At 40.4% G+C, this 14,735-nt stretch carries 17 protein-coding genes; 2 read left to right on the forward strand and 15 right to left on the reverse strand.

Annotated elements, in window-relative coordinates:
* From AC1DRQ_RS17625 to AC1DRQ_RS17690, 14 genes are all read right to left on the reverse strand, one after another.
* On the reverse strand, positions 1 to 268 hold a 268-nt coding region (locus AC1DRQ_RS17625), incomplete at its 3' end, for an NADH-quinone oxidoreductase subunit NuoE family protein (RefSeq protein WP_477425951.1).
* Complete coding sequence (locus AC1DRQ_RS17630) at positions 261 to 1,472, reverse strand: NADH-quinone oxidoreductase subunit D (RefSeq protein WP_477425953.1); 1,212 nt, start codon at positions 1,470 to 1,472, stop codon at positions 261 to 263. The genes AC1DRQ_RS17630 and AC1DRQ_RS17625, both read right to left, overlap by 8 nt.
* Before the next feature lie 127 nt (positions 1,473 to 1,599).
* Entirely contained in the window at positions 1,600 to 2,103 is a 504-nt protein-coding gene (locus AC1DRQ_RS17635) for an NADH-quinone oxidoreductase subunit C (protein WP_477425955.1), read from the reverse strand.
* Positions 2,103 to 2,645 (reverse strand): NADH-quinone oxidoreductase subunit B, encoded by a 543-nt coding sequence (locus AC1DRQ_RS17640; protein WP_183566843.1) that lies wholly within the window; start codon positions 2,643 to 2,645, stop codon positions 2,103 to 2,105. Before AC1DRQ_RS17640 ends, AC1DRQ_RS17635 begins: the two co-directional genes overlap by 1 nt.
* 125 nt (positions 2,646 to 2,770) lie before the next feature.
* Positions 2,771 to 3,142 (reverse strand): NADH-quinone oxidoreductase subunit A, encoded by a 372-nt coding sequence (locus AC1DRQ_RS17645; protein WP_477425957.1) that lies wholly within the window; start codon positions 3,140 to 3,142, stop codon positions 2,771 to 2,773.
* Between the two features lie 76 nt (positions 3,143 to 3,218).
* Positions 3,219 to 4,928, reverse strand: a complete 1,710-nt coding sequence (locus AC1DRQ_RS17650) for a tetratricopeptide repeat protein (RefSeq protein WP_477425959.1) — start codon at positions 4,926 to 4,928, stop codon at positions 3,219 to 3,221.
* A 9-nt stretch (positions 4,929 to 4,937) separates the two neighbouring features.
* Complete coding sequence (locus tag AC1DRQ_RS17655) at positions 4,938 to 5,867, reverse strand: PstS family phosphate ABC transporter substrate-binding protein (protein WP_429399919.1); 930 nt, start codon at positions 5,865 to 5,867, stop codon at positions 4,938 to 4,940.
* Positions 5,857 to 6,087 (reverse strand): hypothetical protein, encoded by a 231-nt coding sequence (locus AC1DRQ_RS17660; protein ID WP_477425962.1) that lies wholly within the window; start codon positions 6,085 to 6,087, stop codon positions 5,857 to 5,859. Before AC1DRQ_RS17660 ends, AC1DRQ_RS17655 begins: the two co-directional genes overlap by 11 nt.
* A gap of 4 nt (positions 6,088 to 6,091) precedes the next feature.
* Positions 6,092 to 6,922, reverse strand: coding sequence for an energy transducer TonB (locus tag AC1DRQ_RS17665; protein WP_477425964.1), 831 nt, complete (start codon positions 6,920 to 6,922; stop codon positions 6,092 to 6,094).
* Positions 6,923 to 6,968: 46 nt separating this feature from the next.
* A complete protein-coding gene (locus tag AC1DRQ_RS17670; RefSeq protein ID WP_477425965.1) occupies positions 6,969 to 7,514 on the reverse strand; it encodes a biopolymer transporter ExbD in 546 nt (181 codons plus the stop codon).
* Positions 7,515 to 7,520: 6 nt separating this feature from the next.
* Complete coding sequence (locus AC1DRQ_RS17675) at positions 7,521 to 8,147, reverse strand: ExbD/TolR family protein (protein ID WP_429399916.1); 627 nt, start codon at positions 8,145 to 8,147, stop codon at positions 7,521 to 7,523.
* A gap of 94 nt (positions 8,148 to 8,241) precedes the next feature.
* Positions 8,242 to 9,084, reverse strand: a complete 843-nt coding sequence (locus AC1DRQ_RS17680; RefSeq protein ID WP_429399915.1) for a MotA/TolQ/ExbB proton channel family protein — start codon at positions 9,082 to 9,084, stop codon at positions 8,242 to 8,244.
* Between the two features lie 413 nt (positions 9,085 to 9,497).
* The gene (locus AC1DRQ_RS17685; protein ID WP_429399914.1) at positions 9,498 to 9,833 is read right to left on the reverse strand and encodes a translation initiation factor; all 336 of its coding nucleotides are present in this window, start codon (positions 9,831 to 9,833) and stop codon (positions 9,498 to 9,500) included.
* A 4-nt stretch (positions 9,834 to 9,837) separates the two neighbouring features.
* Entirely contained in the window at positions 9,838 to 10,725 is an 888-nt protein-coding gene (locus AC1DRQ_RS17690) for a diacylglycerol/lipid kinase family protein (protein ID WP_429399913.1), read from the reverse strand.
* A 223-nt stretch (positions 10,726 to 10,948) separates the two neighbouring features.
* Between AC1DRQ_RS17690 and metK the strand changes: the two genes are divergently transcribed.
* Together metK and AC1DRQ_RS17700 are read left to right on the forward strand one after the other, a co-directional pair.
* Positions 10,949 to 12,199: a methionine adenosyltransferase gene (gene metK / locus AC1DRQ_RS17695; protein WP_477425966.1), complete on the forward strand. Its 1,251-nt coding sequence runs from the start codon at positions 10,949 to 10,951 to the stop codon at positions 12,197 to 12,199.
* Between the two features lie 95 nt (positions 12,200 to 12,294).
* Entirely contained in the window at positions 12,295 to 13,239 is a 945-nt protein-coding gene (locus AC1DRQ_RS17700; RefSeq protein WP_477425967.1) for an NAD(P)-dependent oxidoreductase, read from the forward strand.
* A 75-nt stretch (positions 13,240 to 13,314) separates the two neighbouring features.
* Here AC1DRQ_RS17700 and fabF read toward each other — a convergent pair whose 3' ends face one another.
* Positions 13,315 to 14,559, reverse strand: coding sequence for a beta-ketoacyl-ACP synthase II (gene fabF, locus AC1DRQ_RS17705; RefSeq protein WP_477425968.1), 1,245 nt, complete (start codon positions 14,557 to 14,559; stop codon positions 13,315 to 13,317).
* Positions 14,560 to 14,735 lie beyond the last annotated feature (176 nt).

Genomic DNA, 14,735 nt, shown 5'->3' on the forward strand with positions numbered 1-14,735 from the left:
GTACATATTTACCCTGCGGGCGTAAAAAGTACATGGTATAAAATGAAGCCACTTCATAAACCTCGATAGGCAGTATATCCAAATATGCCGCTACCTTATCCATTGCAGGTACGCTTAACCAGCCAAACTCGGCCTGTACAAAATGCAGTATAGGCAGCAGCCCTGATTTTTGTTTTCCCTGCGGATAACGGCTAACTACATCATCAAATTTACTGATCAGTTCCGGCGAAAAATCAACCGGCACCTGAGCATCATCCACTCTAAGCATCTAATTCTCCGGCTATAACGTTTAAACTACTCATGTTAATAATCGCGTCAGATAATAACATACCCTGGCTCATTGGGGCATACATCTGGTAATTGATAAAGCTTGGCCTGCGGAAATGCAAGCGGTATGGGCTGCGCCCGCCATCGTTCACCAAATAAAAACCCAGTTCACCATTAGCTCCCTCAACCGAGTGATATACTTCGGTATTAGGGGTTGGTATCTCGCCCATCACAATTTTAAAGTGATAGATGAGGGCTTCCATGTTATTATAAACTTCTTCTTTCGGAGGCAAGTAAAACTCAGGCACATCGGCATGAAAAATATCTGTTGGCTCTTTTTCCAGTTTCACCAGGGCCTGCTCAATAATGCGCAAACTTTGCCACATCTCTTCGTTACKTACCAAAAAGCGACTGTAAACATCACCGTTGGTGCCAACAGGCACTTCAAAATCAAAATCTTCGTATGACGAATACGGGTTCATGGCCCTTACATCATAGTCAACACCAGCAGCACGCAGTAAAGGGCCTGTCCAGCTATAGCTTAACGCGGTTTCGGCAGTAACGGCGGCCACATCTTTAGTGCGGTCAACAAAAATGCGGTTACGGTTAAACAGCGATTCAAATTCTCTTAGCGTAACAGGGAAGTTTTTCAGGAACGCACGCAGCTTATTAAATGCAATAGCGTTAAAGTTACGTTCAAAACCTCCTATACGGCCAATATTGGTAGTAAGGCGCGATCCGCAGATCTCCTCGTAAATTTCGTAAATGGATTCGCGGTGTTCCATCATATACAGGAACCCTGTAAACGCACCGGTATCAACACCCAATACACCGTTACAGATGATGTGATCAGAGATACGGGCAAGTTCCATGATAATCACGCGCAGGTAATCAACCCTTTTTGGCATGGTGATGCCCAGCAGTTTTTCTACTGTCATGTGCCAGCCCATATTATTGATAGGCGATGAACAGTAGTTTAAACGGTCTGTAAGTGGGGTGATCTGGTAAAAGGGCCTGTGTTCGGCAATTTTTTCAAACGCACGGTGTATATAACCAATGGTTGATACGCCGCTAACTATTCTTTCGCCATCTAACTGCAGCACATTTTGAAACACACCATGGGTTGCAGGGTGAGTTGGGCCCAGGTTAAGGGTTGAAAGCTCGCTTTGCGGATCGTTGTCTGTATATACAGGATGATTTTGCATCAGTATAATTGTTTAATCAGTATCAGGTAGTTAGTATCAAGTATCAAGACTATTGCCATGTACCGTTTGGGCACTTCAAAAATCTTGATACTTGATACTAACTACTTGATACTAAATTCTATATATGTTATCTTCCGAAGAAGTAGTCCTTTTTATCAACGCGGTTAGGGTCTTCCAGCGGAAACTCTTTTCGCATCGGGAAAGCCGTCATATCGTCGACATTTAATATACGGCGCAGATCAGGGTGGCCATCAAATATAACTCCGAAAAAGTCATACGTTTCGCGTTCCATCCAGTTAGCGCCATCCCATAGCACAGTAGCAGTAGGGATATGCACATCGCCATCGGTTAAAAAAACCTTTATCCTGATGCGGGTATTTGTTGTAAGGCTATGCAAGTGATAAATAATGCCAATTTGCTTTTCCTGTTCAGGATAATGTATAGCGGTAATATCTGTTAAAAATATAAATTGAAGAGCAGCGTCGGTCTTTAAAAAGGTTAACAGGTCAATGATCTGTTCGCGACCGGTTTCTACAGTAAGCAAACCATATGGCTCACCTACTAAGGTTACCTGCTGGTCAAACTTTTCGCCAATTCTTTTTAAAAGCTCTTCGTTGGGTATCTGGGCCATTATTGAATTCCATATTTAGCTAACAATTCCTGGTACTTAGGCTCATTTCTGCGTCGAAGCGATTCTGTTTGTACCAATTTTTGAATATTAATAAAGCCATCAATAATAGCTTCGGGGCGTGGCGGGCATCCGGGCACATAAACGTCAACCGGTATTACTTCATCTATACCCTGTAAAACAGAGTAAGTATCAAATATACCACCACTTGATGCACATGCGCCTACGGCCATAACCCAGCGGGGCTCGGCCATTTGCAGATATACCTGTCTTAATACAGGAGCCATTTTTTTGGCGATGGTGCCCATAACCATCAAAAGATCGGCCTGGCGGGGTGAGAAGCTTAAACGCTCGGCACCAAATCTTGACAGGTCATAATGAGATGCCATAGTTGCCATGAATTCAATGCCGCAGCATGAAGTAGCAAATGGCAGGGGCCACAATGAATTTGAGCGTGCTATACCTATTACTTTATCAAGCGAGGTAGCAAAAAATCCAGCGCCTTCTATTCCTGCAGGGGCATCAACTATTTGAATATCACTCATTGCACTATTTTAATAGAAATTTTACTATTCCAAAAAAGACGGATAGCGAGTACAAATTTACAATAATAACGATGTAAAATGTACACTATGAGTATGCAGAGGGCATATTTAGAATCAATCTAAACTTAGTCCCAATCTAAAGCACCCTTTTTTATTACGTATACAAAACCTAATAAAAGTGTGCCCATAAATATGAACATTTCAATCATGCCATCTTTACCCATCTCCCTGAAATTAACAGCCCAGGGATACATGAATATCACCTCTACATCAAAGAGCACAAACAATATGGCTACCAGGAAATATTTGATAGACATTGGTGTACGGGCATTACCTACAACCTCAATACCTGACTCAAAAGGAGTCAATTTATCAAGGGTAACACGCTTAGGACCAATTTTATGCGTTACAAACATAGTGGTTACCACAAACCCTATAGCCACCAGCATTTGAAATATGATGGGCAAATAATTAACCGGTAAACTTTGTAATTCCATGATGCAAATATACTAATGCAACTATAATAAAAAAGGCCTCTTTTTCAAGAGGCCTTAATCTGTTTAATAATTTTTATTATTTGCTTTTACCTGCACCACCTTTACGGGCAAAGTAAGCTAACACCTGTTTATTGGTTGGGTCGGCTTCACGTGCTTTAGTGTAGTTTTCAGCGGCCTTAGCGTCATCCTTTTCCTTGAACTCATAGTAAGTTGCTAAGTAAACATAAGCTTCAGCAAGGTAAGGTTTATCTGCATCAGCAACTGGCTGTTTTGCAATTAACAACGTGATATACTGTTCATAGTATGGTTTAGCATATCCATTGGTAGTATTCCTGCTTGGCTCTTTTAAATCATTAGCCCTGGCCTGATAAAGCGCTACCGCAGCAAGTGGCGCTGATGCCTTATGCTGTATGTAGCTAAATGCTGAATCTGCTTTTACCAATAAAGTAGTATCAGCTACTGGTTTTGGGTTAGCAGTACTATAGTATTGCAATTTAAAAGCGTTGTAATAACTTACACCTTCTTTTAAATAATCATTTAATGTTGCGGTATGCGATTTAGATATGTATACTTTATAAGCATCACCAGCTTCGGCATATTTCTTTTGAGCATATAAGCTTGAAGCAATTTCACCATAAACATCAGCCTGTGTAGTATCAAGCGTTAAGGCTTTCCTTAAAGTATTGATACCTGCAGAATCCTGACCTGATTTAACTTGTAAACGGCCCATGTACAGATAATCACGAGGAATAATACGTTTTGGATCTGCTTTTTGGAACCAGGTGTTCATGGCTGTTAAACCTGCAGGATAATCCTTATTTTCATAAGCCGAATAAGCTAAATAACGATATACACGGGCGTTATTACCTGCTGATTGTGATAACGCGGTTGCTTCCTGCTGCAGGGTTTTATAATCACCGGCAAGGATCAGGAAGTCGCAATAACGCATTCTTGACTCAATTGACAGATCTGTTAGGCTCAAGTATTTTTTATACTCATCTAATGCTGCCTTTATTTTAGCAGAAGCCATTTTAGGATCGTTCATTGACCAACGCAGGTCTGTTTCGGCCCATTCACGATAAGCTGGTCCGTAATTAGGATCAATTGCTAAAGCGTCCTGAAATTGTTTTTCAGAATCTTCAAAGTTGTTAGCAAATCTCCACAATACACCTGTAGCAACTTTAGCACCCGGATTTTTAGGGTCGGCTGCTGTTGCATCAGAGTAGTTTTGGTAAGCCTCATTACTCTTTAATTGCGAACGGTAAGCATTACCTAATGCAATAAGTAAGTCAGCATCTTTAGGATTTACTGTTTTACCTTTGGTTAAAACGCTTATGGCTGCGTTAGCATCTGCCGGAGAAACTTTCCCGTCAGCTGTTATTGGTAATAAATAAGCCTGCCCTACATATACATAAGGTTTGGAATTTTTACCAGCCAGTGTAGTGGCCTGGTTAAAATTGTTTGTTGCGCCGGCGTTATCTTTATCTAAACGGGCAACTGCTCCTAAACCTGCATAGTTTAATGCAGATTTTGCATTTACAGCTATACCCTTATTAAAGGCAGTTTTTGCAGAATCGGTATAGTCTTGTTTAATATACACCCATCCCAAATAAAAGAAATTCTCGTCCTTGTCTGCTTGTGTAGCCGTAAGGTTTTTAAGCATCGATTTGGCTTTCTGATACTGTTCCGCGTCAATAGCTTTTTTGGCGTCAGCGAGACTCTGCGCGAAAACTGATGAACCTACTAATACCAGTCCTAATGATGCCGTGGCTATTTTACTGATCATTTTCATGTTTTAATCAAATTTATTTTTTAAACTAATCTCCCTCGTGGGTATTGAATCGGGTAACAGGCCCGATTTTAAAATTATACGTTGTCCTGTTGAGCTGGCTAAAAACGTAGCAAAGCCTGTTGCCAACCCTACCTTGCTTGAACAATTAATCATAAACAATCCCCGGCTCAGCGGATACTGTTTTAAGACAAGTGATTCCTGCGAAGGTTTAAAATATGTATTAGGATATTCCTTGTTAGCTTCATCTTTAACACCAACAACTTTAACTTTATCCACATAATCAGCATAATCTTTATCCGGATCATTTAACCAGCTAAAACCGGTTATCCCCAATGCATCCGGATGCTCACTTACATATTTAATAACTTCTTTATTTGACTTAAGGGCATAAATATTTTTTTGTGTAAATCCTTTGCTTCCAGCAAAGTCCTTCAAATATCTTACCAAACTTGAATTAGGATTGTCAAAAACGATAGTTCTACTCAAGTTTCCCTGACCGTTAAGTAGTTTTTTTAACTCATTAACAGTAATTAGTGTATCATTTGAAGCAGTGTTCACTATAAGCGCTACAGCATCGGTTGCAAACCGTACAGATTCAACAACTAACTGCCTTTTGGTTAGGGCAGAATGTTCTGCTGTATCCAACTCCCGGGAAAGTATGGCTACGCGTACACTATCATTAATGAGCATATTTACAACCTCAGCCTCTGTTTTGTACAGAATAGTTGGATTAGCCGCAGGGTTTAAGCTTTTATAAATATAAAGTTCCTGGCTAATTATCGGTGAAAACGAATCATCAGCTACAAAAGTGGCGGTACCCGATTTAAAATTATTATCCGTAGAAAATTTTGTGGCTTTTTGCTTGCAGGCTTGCAAGCCAACAAGTAAAAGCAACGAAATAAATAAGAATTTACTATTTAAATTAATCTTCATACTGATCTTTCTTGAACAATCTGGAAAACCGCAGAATGGAGTAAGCAATAACAAATGCTCCAAATAGATATCGCTGGTATTTTGGTAACTGTATAGGCAACTGCTCCCAAAATGCGATCATAATGCCCAAAACGACAAAACAAACAAAGGTGACAGTGCCTAAAATAAACAAAAACCGCTTTTTGGGCGATTTTTGTTCTTTATTAAAATTAAATGGCATTATCCTAATTATCGCTTGCTAATGTAAAGCTAATTGGAACGCTGTATTGTACACGAACCGGGCGACCGTTTTGTATACCAGGTTTCCATTTTGGTGAATTTTTCAATACACGTACTGCTTCTTCATCGCAACCGCTACCGATACCTCTTGTAACTTTGATATCAGTTAAAGAGCCGTCTCTTTCCACAACGAAGGTAACAATTACACGTCCTTGTGTTCCGTTTTCACGTGCAACAGCCGGATATCTGATAGCTTTACCTAAGTAAGCACCAAACTTATCCAAACCTCCCGGAAACTCCGGAACCTGCTCAACCGAGGTAAAGATCTGGTTAGGATCAGCCTCAACTACTTGTTTAATATCTGAGTTACCTACTGGCTCATCAATTCTGATGTCGGCATTCGGATCACCTTTCTGGTCTTTTTGCCCAGGGTCAGCAACCTGCAGTTCCTTTACGGTTGGTGGTTCTTTTTCCTTAACCTCATTATCTGGTTTTACAACCGGAGGAGGGAAACGTACCTGGTCAACCTTTGGTTTTGGTGGTTCAGGTGGCGGTGGTGGTGGTTTTTTAGTTTGATCCACCGGTGGCGGAGGTAACAGCACTACGTCTGTTATCTTCACTTTTTGGTCTGGCTTAGGGATAAGTCCCTTTATCTTGTTGATGATAGTAGGCAAAGAGATAATAAACACAAATAGTACAATGGCTATAACAAGTGCCTTTACTGTATTTTTTGAGTTATCTCTTCTTAGTTCATAAGCCCCATAGGCTTTGTTCCGGCTACTAAAAACAACGTCGATCCATTCCTGTTTTAATATGTCTAATTTCGATCCGAACATCTTTTAGGATTTAATGGTGATTAATAACGCTATTTTGCGAAAAATATTATTTCTTATCGTTGTACAAACCGTCTTTCTGTAATAAAGCAATTTCCGCTGGCGTGATATCAACTATAGCGTAGCTTTGTACCATGGTGATATTCATTTCATCAAGTGCTGCAACTACGTTTTTATACGTTGACTTAATACTTGGCTTTATCAAAACTATCATGGGTTTACCGGTAGATGTCATAATATCCTTGCCTTTTTCAACAAGTGTTTTACGCAAACCATCTTTTCCGTAGTTATCAATAGTAGGGGCTGATTTACCAGCCTCACCAAGATACCACTCCAGTTTATCATCGCTGCCCAACAGTAACGTTAGTGATGACGAAGCTTTAACTGCTAACTGGTCCTTTGTTTTATCATCCTTATCAGGCATTACAAGGTCCATAGCTTTTGACTTAGCCAGTGTTGTTGTCATGATAAAGAATGTGATCAATAAGAAAGCTAAATCAACCATTGCGGTTAAATCTACACGGGTCGAAGCTTTTTTACTCCGTACCTTCCCGCCCTTTTTTTTGCCTCCCCCGGAGGTGTCTAATTCTGCCATGATTCTTTATTTTTTAGGAGCAGCGCCACCGCCGCCGCCAAGATCTGTTATTAAACTAAACTTGTTGACTTTTTGCTTTTGCAAAATACCAATAACATCCTTAATAACCGGGTATTCTTCTTTACTGTCGCCTTTTATGGCTATTCGCAACTGGGTATTATGCAATGCTACAGTAGCTTTACGAGCCTCCCGGATCCAGTTAGATAACTCATTGCTTACAGAATCTCTTGGGATACCGGGCTGGTTAAGCTTTTTTTGCTGCTCAGAGGATAAAGCGATAAACTGCTTTATCTGGCTAAACGGAACACCAAATGCTGTAATGGTTGAAAACCTATTCAATTCCTCGCGCGTAAATGTAGTTTTATAAATTTCGCCCATTTGAGTTAAGGTTTGCTTACGTATATCTGTTCCCTCAACTCCAAAAAATGCCTTCTGAGAACCTACAGATATTGTAGCAAAATCAGACTCGGGCACTGGTTGCTGTATCGAAGACTTTGGTACATCGATAGGAACCGGATCTTCGGTTTTTACTTTTGCAGTTAATATAAAGAAAGTAAGCAAAAGGAAAGCCACGTCGCACATGGCGGTCATGTCAATCGCTGTACTCTTTCTTGGGACTTTTATCCTTGACATATTTAAATTTTTTAATATATATAGTGTTATTATTAACTATCCATGCCCTGTTCTCCTTGTGTATACAGGGACGAAAAACTAAGCACTTATATATTTATCTGTTGGCATTTTTATGTGATGCAGCAAATGTTTGCACAATGCTAAATCCAGTTTCGTCAATAGCGTAAGTCAGCTTATCAATTTTTGATGTAAACACATTGTACATGATAATTGAAATTGCTGAAGTACTAATACCTAATGCTGTGTTAATCAAAGCTTCAGAAATGTGTGAAGAAAGCTCAACCTGGTTAGGCACACCAGCAGTTGCTAATGAAGAGAACGCACCAATCATACCCACAACCGTACCTAACAGACCGGTTAATGTACCGATGGATACTAATGTAGCGATGATAGTTAAGTTTTGCTCTAACATTGGCATTTCCAATGCAGTTGCTTCTTCAATATCTTTTTGGATAGCCAAAGTTTTTTGGTCAACATCTAAATTTGGTTCAGCTTCCATTTCGCCGTATTTTTTCAAAGCTGATTTAATAACGTTTGCAACTGAGCCTTTTTGTTTATCGCACTCTGCAGATGCTCCAGCAATATTACCTGCATTAAGCTGAGATTGGATCTTTCTAACAAATGCGTCAACGCTGCCTGTACCTGATGCTTTACCAATTACTACAAAACGCTCGATAGAGAAAACGATAACCATTAATAAAAACGACATGATCAAAGGTACAATCACTCCACCTTTATGAACTGTTCCGAAAATATCTGCAGGATAACCGTTTACTACGTCACCACCTTTAAAGTGGCTTGGATCGCCAAGAATGAAAATATAAATTAAGATTGCTACAATCAGACAGATTGGAATAGTTAAAGAAGCAAACATGCCCGATGCACTTGAGCTTTCTTTGTTAATAGGAGTAGTTGGTTTTGTTGGTGCGTTTGCCATTACTTTTAAATTTTAGTTTTAGTTTTTGTTTATATTATAAGTTTGTTAAATGTGCTTTTAATTAGCGAATAACAAAAATAGAATTTTAATGAAATAAAAAAATCTTTTATGTTATTCTTTACAATTTTTTAATACCAAATTACATTTTGTAACCAATTGGTCATAAATAACGTTACAAAGCATAAATATTGTGTGTTTCCACGACAATTATTTGCAATGAAAACCATTTTTTTTTAGATTATCAAGCAATCCCCAATAAAAATTATGTTATTAATCTGTTACAATAACGTTTTATACAGTGTTTATAATCCCTGCGGTGCTATACAACAGTAGTACATGATTTTTGTTTTAGTGTACATTGTACGCTTAGCCGCCACTTAATGTGGCTTTAAACGCCTGGGTAACACTAAATATTATCCGCCCGCCTTTTTTGCCTTATAACCGTCTGTTTGCAGCAGAATTAAAATTTTATCCCTAAAATCGCCCTGTATCAATATTTCGCCGTCTTTTACCGAGCCGCCAACACCACATTTTGTTTTAAGCTTTTTGCCAATAAGTTCCAGATCTGCATCTGTACCTATAAAACCGGTAATACGCGTAACCAGTTTGCCCCCGCCTTTGCGATCTAAATAAATTTTAAAGTTTTGCTGCTGCGGAGGCAGTGTTTGCGAGGCTTGACCCGCATTTTCCTGGTATTTAAAATCGGGATCAGTTGAATAAACTACGCCTGTAAAATTCTTCTTAGCCATAATATCAGTTTTTATAGGATTGGCCCACAATAACCTTTAACGAATTTGGTACTATATTAATATGTATAGCTGTACCCATTATCTGGGGCTCACCATCAAGATGTATAGGCCCATCCATTTGACGGGTTACATTAATTTGCTTGCCGCGTATAATTTCAACATAGCTGGTGCCTTCGGCTGTTTTGGTTAACATCCTGATACCCATTTCAGGAAAGCGCCATAACGGGAACTTCCTGATCACACAAACATCAAGTAAGCCATCCTGCACCGATGCCCGCGGTGATATATGCGCATTGTTGCCATATTGCGATGAATTGGCAATACTTAACATAAAGGCCTTACGGTTATAAACCTTTCCATCAACTTCAATATGGTATTCCTGCTCATTATAGGTTGCTATTTCCTGCATTGATGATTTTATATAGGATACAAAGCCACGCTTTTTGCCATGTGAAAAAACCTCGCTGATGTGGGCATCAAAACCCATACCCGCCATATTAAAAAATGGCTGTCCGTTCACCGTGGCCGAATCAATATTTTCAACCCGGCCGGTACTCAATGTTTTTATGGCGTGTTGCGGGTTCATGGGAATGCCTAAAAACCGCGCCAACCCATTGCCTGATCCATAAGGAACCACGCCCAAGGCTGTATTGCTCCCCACAATGGCCGATGCTATTTCATTTACAGTACCATCGCCGCCTACAGCTATCACTACATCATACTTATTCACTGCCTCCGATGCAATGATACGTGCATGCGATATGCCATCGCTAAAAACAATCGTGGAATCAAATACACCTTTATCAAGGTTTTGATCTATCAGCTCAGGTACACCGTCCTTTTTCTTGCCGCCCGATATAGGGTTTATTATAAATAACGCTTTACGTTTCAATTATATGTATTATTTCAGCCATCAAAAGTAAATCTATTTTCGGCTTTGTGAAATTTGTTTTATTTTTGCCAGCCGAAAGTGGACTGATTTAATTGCCTTGAATTTACCAGGCTGGATTGCAACCACGTAAAAAAGTGCTAAAACCAATGCTTCTTTTTACTACGATCCGTTTCAAACCCACTTCTTTTTTTACATTAGTTAAATAAAATATAAAAAAAATTATATGCCATATTTATTTACCTCAGAATCCGTATCAGAAGGACATCCGGATAAAGTTGCTGACCAGATATCAGACGCGCTTATTGATCATTTTTTAGCATTTGACCCTAATTCAAAAGTTGCCTGCGAAACCCTGGTAACAACCGGGCAGGTGTTTTTAGCCGGCGAGGTAAAGTCAAAAGCCTATTTAGACGTACAAAAAATCGCCCGCGAGGTGATCAACAAAATTGGTTATACCAAAGGCGAGTATATGTTTGACGGCAGCTCATGCAGTGTGCTATCAGCTATTCACGAGCAATCACCTGATATTAACCAGGGTGTTGAACGTAAAGCCCCTGAAGAACAGGGCGCTGGAGACCAGGGGATGATGTTTGGCTATGCTACCGCCGAAACAGAAAACTATATGCCGCTGGCATTGGATATTGCTCATGCTTTATTGATAGAGCTTGCTGCCATTCGTCGCGAAAACAGCGAGATCAAATACCTGAGGCCAGATGCAAAATCGCAGGTAACACTGGAGTACAGCGATGATAACCAGCCGCAACGCATTGATGCCATCGTAATATCTACTCAGCACGATGATTTTGATGAAGAAGAAGCCATGTTGGCCAAAATCAGCTCGGATATTATCAGCATTCTGGTACCCCGTGTTAAGGCAAAATATCCAAAATACGCCCACTTTTTTAACGATCAGATCAAATATCATATTAACCCAACCGGCAAATTTGTTATAGGTGGGCCACATGGCGATACCGGCTTAACCGGCCGCAAAATAATTGTGGATACTTATGGTGGTAAAGGTGCTCACGGCGGTGGCGCTTTCTCTGGTAAAGATCCTTCGAAGGTTGACCGTTCTGCTGCATATGCTACCCGTCACATTGCTAAAAACCTGGTTGCTGCCGGCGTTTGCGATGAGGTTTTGGTACAGGTGTCATACGCTATTGGCGTGGCACAACCTATGGGTATTTATGTAAACACTTATAATTCTGCTAAAGTTAATTTACACGATGGCGAGATAGCTAAAAAGGTAGAAGAAATCTTTAACATGACCCCATACGCTATTGAAAMCCGTTTTAAACTGCGCAACCCTATTTACAGCGAAACCGCGGCATACGGCCATTTTGGTAAGCCAAGTGAAGTGGTAACAAAATCATTTATTGCCCATGATGGCAGCGAGCTTAAACGCGAAGTTGAATTGTTTACCTGGGAAAAACTGGATTATGTTGATAAGGTAAAACAAGCTTTTGGTTTGTAAGATCCCGTCCATACATTTAATAAACAAAAATAGCGGTGAGTATCAACTCACCGCTATTTTTGTTTATACCTATATAGACTGCAAGAAAATGACAAATGGTAAAGAAGATTTTACCATTTGTTAAGCATACTGCCAAACTGTTTGTGAAACTTTGCACAACACAAAAATTAAATAACACATCAACTATGAATACAAAAAAGATAGGATGGATAGGTCTTGGCAACATGGGTATCCCGATGTCGCAACAATTAATAAAAGCAGGATACCCTGTAACTGTTTATAATCGGAATAAAGAAAAGGAAGCATCGTTAAAAGCGACGGGAGCTGCTATAGCATCCTCGCCAAATGAATTGATACAGCAAACTGATATTGTTTTCATCATGGTTTCCAATGATGAAGCCATTCGCGAAATCTTTAATGGTGATACCGGGTTGCTCAGTGCAAAAACTTCCGGCAAGATCATTATTAACATGAGTACCGTATCGCCAAGCATCAGCAAACAAATGGCTGCTTTATGCAGGGAACAGGGTAACGATTATTTAGACGCTCCAGTATCAGGCAGTGTGAAACAAGCCCAGGATGGCCAGCTGGTGATCATGGTTGGTGGCTTACCGGAAACCTTTGAGCAGGTAAAGCCCCTGTTTGAAGTACTGGGCAAGCTGGCCTTACTTGTAGGCGATACAGGTGCGGGTAACAGCGCGAAGCTGGCTATTAATACCCTATTGGGTTTTCATGCGCAAGGCTTGGCCGAAACAGTACTGTTTGCACAGCAAAATAATATTAAAACCGAAGATATGCTCACCATTATTAATAATGGTGCCATGAGCAACGTTTTTGCAAAAATAAAAGGAGATGCTATTTTGAATGATAATTATCAGGCCGCATTTGCCTTAAAACATATTGCCAAAGATTTACGCCTGGCCAAAGCCGAAGGATTAAACTCCCCGCTGGCACAAGCAGCTTACCAAACCTTCCAGGAAGCTGAAGCTGAACATGGCGATGAAGATATTATTGCCGTGATTAAGCAGATAAGTAAATAGGGATTTATTTTAAGAACAGACTTGCGAAGTTTTAAAAACTTCGTAAGTCTTAAGTTATGGGTGACACAAGATAATTTACACCTTCCCAAAAACCACAATACCGTTATGCCCGCCAAAGCCAAAGGTGTTACTCATGGTTAAATTAACCTGGTAATCAATGGCCTCATTTAAAACAATGTTCAGGCTATGGGGTACGGCTGGGTCTAAAGTGGTAGTATTGATAGTAGGTGGAATAATACTGTCACGCATGGCAAGCAAACTGATAATAGCTTCAATAGCTCCCGCTGCACCCAGTAAATGCCCGGTCATTGATTTAGTAGCGCCAATCTGGATCTTGTTTTTTTCTCCTTTAGTTAATGCTAATATAGCCTTCAGTTCAGAAAGATCACCAACATGGGTGGATGTGGCATGCATGTTTAAATAATCAACATCGGTAATAGCAGCGCCGGCTTCCTGCAAGGCCAGTTGCATGCCTTTTGCCGCACCCAAACCTTCGGGATGGGTAGAAGTCATGTGGTAGGCATCGGCTGTCATGGCCGCGCCCCTCACTTCGCCATAAATAAAGGCTCCCCTTTTTACAGCATGTTCATATTCTTCCAATACCAAAGCGCCTGCGCCCTCGCCCATCACAAAACCATCCCTGTTCACATCAAAAGGACGCGAAGCTCCCTGCGGATCATCGTTACGGGCCGACATGGCTTTCATAGAACTAAACCCGCCGAAGGAAGCCGGCGTTATAGGCGCTTCTGAACCGCCGGTGATAATAATTTTTGCTTTGCCCAAACGGATATAATTAAAAGCATCCATAATAGCTGTGTTTGATGTGGCACATGCCGAAACAGTTGTATAGTTGATGCCCATATAACCATTACGGATAGAGATCATCCCCGAAGCCATATTGGTAATGAGTTTTGGCACAAAAAACGGACTGAACCGCGGATGCCCATCGCCCTGTACATAACCGGTTACCTGCTCTTCAAAAGTTTCCATACCGCCCTGGCCCGAACCCCATATTACACCCACATCAAATGGATCCATGGTATTAAATTCAAACCCCGAATCTTTGATCGCCTCATCAGATGCTACGAGCGCGTATTGGGTAAAAGGATCGGTCCGTTTCAGATCTGCCCTGTCAAGAAAATCAGCAGCATTAAAGTCTTTTAGCTCACAGGCAAACTGTGTCCTGAATAAAGAGGGATCAAAATGGGTTATTCTTGCAGCGCCGCTTTTGCCTGCTACTACATTTTCCCAAAAATCCTTCACTTTATTGCCCAGTGGCGTTAGCGCGCCCAGGCCTGTTACCACTACTCTTTTTAACATAGCTTAAAACTGTTAAATAAATTTGGGGCAAAAGTAATTATAAAAATACCGGATGGTATATTTATAATGTAAAATATTTTTCCCGGTTATACAACAAAAAAATCGCTGTTTTTTCACTTTTTCCTGCCAAAAAAATAATTCATCAAAATTCGTTTTTACCATTTGGTAAGTGGATG

It is taken from the genome of Mucilaginibacter sp. P4_E8 (genome assembly GCF_056401495.1).

Bases quoted from the DNA above. Each gene is read 5' to 3' on its own strand.
- AC1DRQ_RS17700 (WP_477425967.1), top strand. From the start codon at position 12,295: ATGGTAAAGAAGATTTTACCATTTGTTAAGCATACTGCCAAACTGTTT.
- AC1DRQ_RS17650 (WP_477425959.1), bottom strand. From the start codon at position 4,928: ATGATCAGTAAAATAGCCACGGCATCATTAGGACTGGTATTAGTAGGT.
- AC1DRQ_RS17670 (WP_477425965.1), bottom strand. From the start codon at position 7,514: ATGGCAGAATTAGACACCTCCGGGGGAGGCAAAAAAAAGGGCGGGAAG.
- AC1DRQ_RS17675 (WP_429399916.1), bottom strand. From the start codon at position 8,147: ATGTCAAGGATAAAAGTCCCAAGAAAGAGTACAGCGATTGACATGACC.
- AC1DRQ_RS17640 (WP_183566843.1), bottom strand. From the start codon at position 2,645: ATGAGTGATATTCAAATAGTTGATGCCCCTGCAGGAATAGAAGGCGCT.
- AC1DRQ_RS17680 (WP_429399915.1), bottom strand. From the start codon at position 9,084: ATGGCAAACGCACCAACAAAACCAACTACTCCTATTAACAAAGAAAGC.
- AC1DRQ_RS17665 (WP_477425964.1), bottom strand. From the start codon at position 6,922: ATGTTCGGATCGAAATTAGACATATTAAAACAGGAATGGATCGACGTT.
- AC1DRQ_RS17685 (WP_429399914.1), bottom strand. From the start codon at position 9,833: ATGGCTAAGAAGAATTTTACAGGCGTAGTTTATTCAACTGATCCCGAT.
- AC1DRQ_RS17660 (WP_477425962.1), bottom strand. From the start codon at position 6,087: ATGCCATTTAATTTTAATAAAGAACAAAAATCGCCCAAAAAGCGGTTT.
- AC1DRQ_RS17655 (WP_429399919.1), bottom strand. From the start codon at position 5,867: ATGAAGATTAATTTAAATAGTAAATTCTTATTTATTTCGTTGCTTTTA.
- AC1DRQ_RS17645 (WP_477425957.1), bottom strand. From the start codon at position 3,142: ATGGAATTACAAAGTTTACCGGTTAATTATTTGCCCATCATATTTCAA.
- AC1DRQ_RS17635 (WP_477425955.1), bottom strand. From the start codon at position 2,103: ATGGCCCAGATACCCAACGAAGAGCTTTTAAAAAGAATTGGCGAAAAG.
- fabF (WP_477425968.1), bottom strand. From the start codon at position 14,559: ATGTTAAAAAGAGTAGTGGTAACAGGCCTGGGCGCGCTAACGCCACTG.